The organism is Prosthecobacter sp., assembly GCF_044232965.1.
Lineage (GTDB): Bacteria > Verrucomicrobiota > Verrucomicrobiia > Verrucomicrobiales > Verrucomicrobiaceae > Prosthecobacter.
Window position 1 is genome coordinate 33,602 of sequence record NZ_JBIIKX010000054.1, and the last position, 8,278, is coordinate 41,879.

An 8,278-nucleotide genomic window follows, 5' to 3' on the forward strand; every position below is an offset into this window, starting at 1 on the left:
TGTGAGGTTTCGGAAAGCTGAAGTTTCCCGCAAGAAAACGCGGCAGCATGGGTATAACGCCCGTGACACCCATAGAACACGTTCCAAATACGGCACGGCAGCGTTCCACGAACGTTGCCGGCGCGAACATTGAAGCTCCGGCGCTGGACCGGGGGCTGGCGATTCTGGAGGCGCTGGATGCGAGGCCGGAGGGGATGAGTTTGTCGGAGATCAGTCGGGTTATCGGCAGTCCGAAGAACTCGACCTCGCGGCTGGTGCAGACGTTGATGGTGCGCGGCTATGTGGAGCGGGATGAGGCGACGATGATCATCCGGCTCACGGGCAAGCTGCTGCGGCTAGGGCATCCGCGCGTGGGTCGGGTGAGCCTGGTGGAGTGCGCGCTTGAGCCGATGCGAGCGCTGCGGGATGCGGTGGGCGAGACGGTGCAGCTCGGCATTCCCATCGGAGATGAAGGCGTGATCATCGAGCAGGTGGAGAGCACGCAGGCGGTGCGGATCTGCGTGGAGATCGGGCTGCGCTTTCCATTGCACAACAATGCGCCGGGAAAGGTGCTGCTTGCCTTTCAGCATCCGAAGGCCTGCGAGCGGACGATTCAACGGCTGAAATTGCCGCGTTTCACCGCACGCACGATCACGACGAAGGAGACGCTGCGACAGGAATGCGAGCGCGTGGTGAAGCTGGGCTATGGCACGGACTGGGGCGAGGCGGACGAAGGCATTCATTGCGTGGCCGCGCCGGTGTTTGACCGGCCAAATCACCTGCTTGCGGTCATTTGGGCCTCCGCGGTGGCCGGACGCATGCCGAAGGCCCGTTTTCCGAAAGTGGCGGTCGAGGTGATGAAAGCAGCTCGTGAGATCGAAAGGAGGCTGCAGGCATGAAACGGGCTGTTTTCCTGTTTGGATGCTTCGCGGGCTTTTCGAGCGTTTGCGCGGACGAGTTCTTCACCTCAAAGATCGAGCCTCTCTTGAAGCAGCGCTGTTTTGAATGCCACTCGCATGAGAAGAAGATGAAGGGCGGGCTGACGCTTGATTCGAAAAGCGGTTGGGAGCAGGGCGGCGACTCGGGGCCTGCCTTGGTGGCGGGAAAGCCGGAAGAAAGCCTGCTCATCAAGATGGTGCGTTGGAGCGATGACGAGCATCAGATGCCGCCAAAGGAGAAACTGCCATCGGCGGAGATTGCGCTGCTGGAGGAGTGGGTGAAGCGCGGTGCGCCTGATCCGCGTGTGATGGTGAAGAAACGGCCCACGGAGGCGGATTGGTGGTCGCTGAAGCCGCTGGTGGTGCCGAAGCTGCCGGAAGTCGCGGGCGTGCAGCATCCGGTGGATCGTTTTATCCGCGCACGGCTCGCGGAGCGGAAGATCACGCCTTCCCTGGAGGCGGATCGGCGCACGTTGATCCGGCGTGTGATGTTTGATCTGCATGGATTGCCGCCCTCGCAGGCTGAGGTGGAGGCGTTCTTGGCTGAGACGGAGAGACCATCAGACAATCAGACTGGGGGACAATCAGACAAGGAGAAGGACAGCTCATTGTCTGCCTACGAAAGACTGGTGGACCGCCTGCTGGAGTCGTCGCGTTATGGCGAGCGCTGGGCGCGGCACTGGCTGGACACGATCCACTTTGCCGAGACGCATGGCTGCGGTCACGATTTGCCCCGCGATCATGCGTGGCGCTACCGTGACTATGTCATCACGGCGCTGAACGAGGACAAGCCGTGGCCGCGCTTCGTGCGCGAGCAAGTCGCGGCTGATGTGTTGTTTCCCGAGGAGCCGAAGCTCGTTGCGGCGCTTGGTTTTCTCGGCGCGGGTGTCTTCGACCACAGCGCTTATCAAACGGCACCGACCAATTTTGATTACCTCGACCGCGACGATCTGGTGACGCAGACGATGGGCGCCTTTGCCAGCACCACGGCGAACTGCGCCCGCTGCCACGCGCACAAGTTCGATCCCATCTCGCAGGATGACTACTACGCGCTGCAGTCAGTCTTCGCGGGGCTGATCGAGGGCAACATTCCTTTCGATGAGGACAAGACGGTCGCGCAGTCGCGGCGGCGCTGGCAAACGATCCTCACCGCCGCTGAATCGAAGGACAAAGCTGTGCTTCTCACGCCGGAAAATGCCTCGCTGGTCGGTGCCTGGGAAAAAACGCAGGGCGCGCCGGTGAAGTGGAGTCCGCTGGGTTATGAGAGCTTTGTCAGCGCCGAGGGATCGAGCCTCAAACGCACTGGTGACACGCTGTTTTCATCGGGTGCGAAACCGGACAAGGACAGCTACATCATCACGAGCAGCGTGCCGCTCACTAAGATCACCGCGCTGCGGCTCGATGTGCTCGCGGACCCTTCATTGCCGATGAAAGGACCGGGGCGTCAGGACAATGGCAATCTCACGCTCAGCGAGATCGAGGCTCAGCTCTTCGATCCCGGTGCCGCGCAGCCGGTGAAGCTGAAGTTCACGCGTGCCACGGCGGACTTCGATCAGCAGGGGTGGACCTCGGGGATGGCGATTGATGGCAACGCGGCGACTGGCTGGGGCATTCATCCGGCGGTGGGCGTATCGCACCATGCGGTGTTCGAGATGGCGGATGCCGTCGCCATCAAGCCCGGTGCGAGGCTCACGCTCACGCTGAAGCAGCTTTCGGGAAAATCGCATCTCATCGGCTCCTTCAAGCTTTCGGTGACCGATGAACACGCCGTGCGTGCCGCTGCCATGCCGACGCTGGCGCAGGAGGCGCTCACTCTGCCTGCTGAGAAACGCAGCGAGCCACAGCGGGTTGCGCTCGCCGCCCACGCGCTGCGACTCATCGCCACCACCGAGCTTTCCAAACTGCCCGCGCCCGCGCAGGTCTATGCCGCCGCGAAAAAGGCCGATGTGCTGCTCGCCGTGGGCAAAGGCACGCCCACGACCGTCGCGAAAGCAAAGACCGTGCAGGTGCTGAAGCGCGGCGAGTTTGACAAGCCGATGAAGGAAGCGGTGAGCGGTGCTTTGAGTGCGATCCATGCCTTGCCAGCCCGCTTTGAAAAGGCGCAAGCCAGTGATGAAGCCGCACGACGTGCCGCGCTGGCCGACTGGCTCGCCGATGAAAAGAACCCGCTCACCTGGCGCAGCATCGCGAACCGCGTCTGGCACTATCATTTTGGTCGCGGCCTGTGCGATACGCCGAACGACTTTGGCCGCATGGGCGGCACACCCTCGCATCCCGAGTTGCTCGACTGGCTCGCTTGCGAACTGCGGGATCACGGCGGCTCGCTGAAGCATCTGCATCGTCTCATCGTCACCAGCGCCGCCTACCGGCAAAGTAGCGCCCATCGCGACGACGCGGTGCTTTTGGATGCTGACAATCGTCTCCTCTGGCGCATGAACCGACTGCGGCTCGATGCGGACAGCTATCGCGACTTTGTGCTCGCCACCAGTGACCGGCTCGATCCCGCGCTCGGAGGCACCAGCGTGCGGCAGTTCGTCACCGGCCCGCCCGTGCAGCTCACGCCCACGCTGAACTACGAGGCCTACGACTGGTCCGCGCTGCCCAAGCATCGCCGCAGCATCTACCGCTTCGTCTGGCGCGGCGTGCCCGATCCCTTCATGGACGCGCTCGACTTCCCCGACCTCGGCATGCTCGCCCCCGCACGCGGTTTCTCCGCCTCCGCGCTGCAATCCCTGGCCCTCTACAACAACCGCTTCGTGCTTCATTTCAGCGGCGAGCTTGGAAAACAACTCACCACGCCCGAAGAAGCCGTGCGCCGTGTCTTGCTCCGCGAACCCACTGCGGAAGAGAAAACGAACTTCACCACCTTCGCCCAAAAGAACGGCCTCGCCGCGCTCTGCCGCGTGCTGCTCAACAGCAACGAGTTCCTATTTGTGGATTAAATCATCATGCCCATAAATCCTACCCTCGCACTACTCACCGCTCTGCTGCTCGCTCCGCTGTCGCTACACGCTGCCGACTTGTCGAAGCGCGGGCCGTTGCAGGTGGAGATCGTGGAGTTTGGTGATCTCACTGATGCCTCACGCATAAGAGCGGCTCAGCCCCGGGGTGCGCTGCGTATTCGTCAAGGATCATCGGCGAACGTTCGCAAGGTGCCCATCAAGGTGCATCTACCGAAAACGGACGGGCCGTTTCCCGTGGTGATCGTCTCGCATGGTGCAGGTGGCGACTGGGACACGCATTTCGCGCAGGCGCAGCACCTTGCTTCGCACGGTTACGTTGTCCTTTGTCTCGAACATGTGGGCAGCAATCGCGAGCGGATGACGCAGGGCTTTCGACTCATGAAGAACCTGGAGGCGATGATCCACGATGCCGACGAAGTGCTCGCGCGGCCCAAGGATGTGAGCTTCGCGATCGATCGTGCCGAGGAATGGAACCGGACGCATGAGAGGCTGCGTGGGAAGTTCGATCTGCAACGCGTGGGTGTGATGGGGCATTCATTCGGAGCTTTCACCACGATGGTTGTGTGCGGGATGAAGCCCGCACTGGACTGGCTGACGCCACGCGTGGAGCCGGGCAAGGGGCTCGGCCCCGACCTGCGCGAGCCGCGCGTAAAATGCGGTGTGTCGCTGTCGCCGCAGGGCGTGGGCGAGCCGTTTTTCTTTCGCGAGAGCTTCGGTTCATTGAAGCAGCCGCTCCTTGGCATCTCCGGCACCGAGGACCGGCAGCAAAACGGCCTCACTGCGGAGAATCGGCGCGAGGCATTTTCGCTGTGGCCGCAGGGACCGCATCAGTTCATCTGGCTCGAGAACGCAAAGCATCTCGATTTCACCGACTCCACGGGTGCGGATCGCCGCGCGACACCTTCGCCGACTCGCGAAGATGTCCAGCCGCTCGTCCGCGCCGCCACGCTCCTGTTTTTCAATCTTCATCTCAAAGCCGACACGGAAGCCGCGAAGCAGCTCAGCGTCGATGCTTTGAAAGCTTACCTGCGCGGAGCGGTGACGAAGGTCGAGGTGTTGTCGAAATAGAAAACGTTATCCATGCCATGAAACCCACCTTCACACTCATCGCTGCCCTGCTCCTCGCGCCGCTGGCCGCGCTTGCTCAGGAGCGTCAAACGCCGTCGTGGACGACGTCGCCGGTGCGTGCACCACGCGTGGAGTTTCGCACCTTCCCGAGCCAGGCGGCGAAGGCCACGGTGAGTTTCCATGTCTTCACGCCGGAGATTTACGACAGGGAAAAGGAGAAGCGTTTTCCGGTGCTCTATTGGCTGCACGGCAGCGGTGGCGGAGAAAAGGGCGTCACCCCGCTGTCCGCGTTTTTCGACCGTGCGATCCGTGAGGGCAAGATCCCGCCTATGCTCGTGGTGTTCCCCCACGGCATGGCGGCGAGTATGTGGTGCGACTCAAAGGACGGGGCCGTCCCAATGGAGACCGTGGTGACGCGGGAACTCGTGCCGCATATCGACGCCACCTTCCGCACACTCGCCACGCGGGAGGCGCGCATGATCGAGGGTTTCAGCATGGGCGGCTACGGTGCCGCGCGGTTGGGATTGAAGTATCCGCAACTCTTCGGCGCGGTCTCCATTCTGGCCGGGGGACCACTGGACTTGGATTTTGCCGGGCCGCGCGCCGCAGGCAATCCCGCAGAGCGCGAACGCATCCTGAACAGCACCTTCGGTGGCGACCTCGACTATTACCGGGCCATCCATCCCATCACTGTCGCGGAACAGCAGGTGGATGCCGTGCGCGGGAAGATTCGCGTGCGGATCGTGGCCGGTGCGCGCGATAATACGGGGCCGCTCAACCGCACCTACTCCGATCATCTCAAGAAACTGAACATTGCGCACACGTTCACCATCGTGCCGCGTGTCGGCCACGAGACACTCCCTTTGCTCACAGCGCTCGGCGAGGAGAACTGGCAATTTTATCGTTCCTCGCTGGGAAGTTCATCGCCGCCAGCCACGCCCATCTCCCACCGCCTCCTCGTCACCGACTATGGCGCCAACCGCGTGTGCATCGTGTCCGCATCCGGTGAGATCGAGTGGGAATACCCGGCGACCACGCCACAGGATTGCTGGCTGCTGGCGAATGGCAACGTGCTCTTCAGCCAGAGCACCGGTGCGGTGGAGGTCACGCGGGAAAAGAAGGTGGTGTGGCAATACATCGCGCCGCCGCAGGCCAAGGTCCACTCCTGCCAGCCCCTGCCGGATGGCAGCGTGCTCGTGGCCGAGTGCTTCATGAGCCGTCTTGTCATCGTCGGACGCGATGGACGCGTGGCGAAAGTGTTGCCGGTGAAGTCCACACCAAAGGTGATGAGCCACCAGTTTCGCGGCGTGCGCTGCAGCGCGGACGGCCACTTCTGGATCTGCCTCATGGATGAAAAGAAGGTCGTCGAACTCGATGCTGAAGGAGCACAGTTGCGCGAGATCCCGCTCGATGGGCATCCCGGCGGGCTCGTGAAGCTGCCGAACGGCCACCTGCTCATCAGCGTGTGGGACAAGACGGAGATCATCGAGTTGGATGCGAACCTCAAACCCGTCTGGCGCATCGGCGAGAACGAGCTTCCAGGCAACCCGCTGCGCATCCCCATGGGCATCCATCGGTTGGCAAACGGCAACACCGTCTTCGGCAACTACATCGGCCACGGCTTCACCGGCAAGCAACCCATGCTCTTTGAGGTCACGCCGGACAAGAAGGTCGTCTGGGAGTTCGCCGACCACACCCGCTTCAAAACCGTCTGCCAGGTGCAGATCATCGACACCCCCGCCGACCCACTCAAAGGCGAGGTGCTTCGCTGAAAACCTCATCTTCATGCCATGAGCCCGCATCCCATCCTGCGCCGTGATTTTCTTTCCAGCCTGAGCGGAGGCTTCACCGGTCTCGCGCTCACGCAGATGCTCGCCCGTGAAGCATCGGGTTCGTCTGCCAAGCCGGAACTCAACGGCGGCATTCATCATCGTGCGAAGGTGAAGCGCGTCATCCAGCTCTTCATGAATGGCGGCGCGAGTCCCATGGACACCTGGGACTACAAACCCGCGCTCACGAAGCTCGACGGCCAGAAGCTCGGCTCCAAAACGAAGATCGAAGGCGCGACGGGCATGCAGGGCGCGCTGATGAAAAGCCCCTTCGAGTTCAAGCAGCACGGGCAGTGCGGCAAGTGGGTGAGCAGCGTGTTTCCTGAACAGGCGAAGCTCGTTGATGAGATGGCTTTCCTGCAGGCGATGACCGGCCGCTCGAATGTCCACGGCCAGAACGCCTATCTCATGAACAACGGCTTCCTGCTGCCCGGCTTTCCCTGCATGGGCGCATGGATCTCGTATGCGCTCGGCAGCCTGAGCGACAACCTGCCCGGCTTCATCGTGCTGCCGGATGCGCGTGGTCTGCCCTACAACGGCCGCGGCTGCTTCACCGCCGGCTTTTTGCCCGCCGTCCATCAAGGCACCGTCATCAAGACCGACAGCCAGCAGCCCATTCCTGATCTCTTTGCCTCCGACCAGTTCGCCTACGCCACGCGCAGTGCCGATGCCGACGGTCTCGCGCTGCTCAATCAAATCAACCGCGCCCACGTCGCCCAGCATCCCGGCGACTCACGGCTCGCTGCCCGCGTCTCCGGTTATGAACTCGCCGCGAAGATGCAGCTCAGCGCCCCCGAGGCCTTCGATGTCATGCGCGAACCCGAGTCCGCCCGCAAAACCTACGGACTCGACAACCCCGACAAAGCCACCGCCGACTTCGCCAAGCGCTGCCTCCTCGCCACGCGCCTCATCGAGCGCGGCGTGCGGTTCGTGCAAGTGTGGAGTGGACCCGAGGGTGCGGTGAACAATTGGGACAACCACGGCAACATTCCCACGCAACTCCCGCCCATGGCCCGCAGCATCGATCAGCCCATCGCCGCTCTGCTTCAGGATCTGCGCCAGCGCGGCCTCGCCGAGGACACGCTCGTCGTCTGGACCACTGAGTTTGGCCGCACGCCGTTCTCCCAAGGCTCGCTCGGCCGCGATCATAATTGCGGCACCTTCGTGAGCTGGCTCTGGGGTGCCGGCGTCAAAGGCGGCGTCACCCACGGCGTCAGCGACGAAATCGGCTACCAGGCCGCACAAGACATCACCACCGGCTACGACCTCCACGCCACCATCCTGCATCTCCTCGGCATCGATCACGAGAAGCTCACCGTGAGAAACAACGGCGTCGATCGCCGCCTCACCGATGTGCATGGTCATGTGGTGAAAGAGGTGCTGGCGTGATGAGATGTTCTAGGTGGAGCCGCGTGGATTGATGAGGCCAAAAGGACGTTTTGTGACGTGCCCCACAAAACGAATCATTCGGCCTTCTGCCAGCGTATGAGCTAACTCGCTC

The 8,278-nt window shown here is 62.5% G+C and carries 5 protein-coding genes; all 5 read left to right on the top strand.

From position 1 onward, the window contains the following. Positions 1-62: 62 nt before the first annotated feature. The 5 genes from ACILSI_RS19445 to ACILSI_RS19465 are packed head-to-tail and all read left to right on the top strand — an operon-like array spanning position 63 to position 8,166. Positions 63-878 (top strand): IclR family transcriptional regulator, encoded by an 816-nt coding sequence (locus tag ACILSI_RS19445; RefSeq protein ID WP_395723572.1) that lies wholly within the window; start codon positions 63-65, stop codon positions 876-878. Then, complete coding sequence (locus tag ACILSI_RS19450) at positions 875-3,859, top strand: PSD1 and planctomycete cytochrome C domain-containing protein (RefSeq protein WP_395723573.1); 2,985 nt, start codon at positions 875-877, stop codon at positions 3,857-3,859. Before ACILSI_RS19445 ends, ACILSI_RS19450 begins: the two co-directional genes overlap by 4 nt. Before the next feature lie 6 nt (positions 3,860-3,865). Continuing rightward, complete coding sequence (locus ACILSI_RS19455) at positions 3,866-4,948, top strand: alpha/beta hydrolase family protein (protein ID WP_395723574.1); 1,083 nt, start codon at positions 3,866-3,868, stop codon at positions 4,946-4,948. Between the two features lie 17 nt (positions 4,949-4,965). Next, positions 4,966-6,720 (top strand): alpha/beta hydrolase-fold protein, encoded by a 1,755-nt coding sequence (locus tag ACILSI_RS19460; protein ID WP_395723575.1) that lies wholly within the window; start codon positions 4,966-4,968, stop codon positions 6,718-6,720. Between the two features lie 18 nt (positions 6,721-6,738). Then, the gene (locus ACILSI_RS19465) at positions 6,739-8,166 is read left to right on the top strand and encodes a DUF1501 domain-containing protein (protein ID WP_395723576.1); all 1,428 of its coding nucleotides are present in this window, start codon (positions 6,739-6,741) and stop codon (positions 8,164-8,166) included. Positions 8,167-8,278 lie beyond the last annotated feature (112 nt).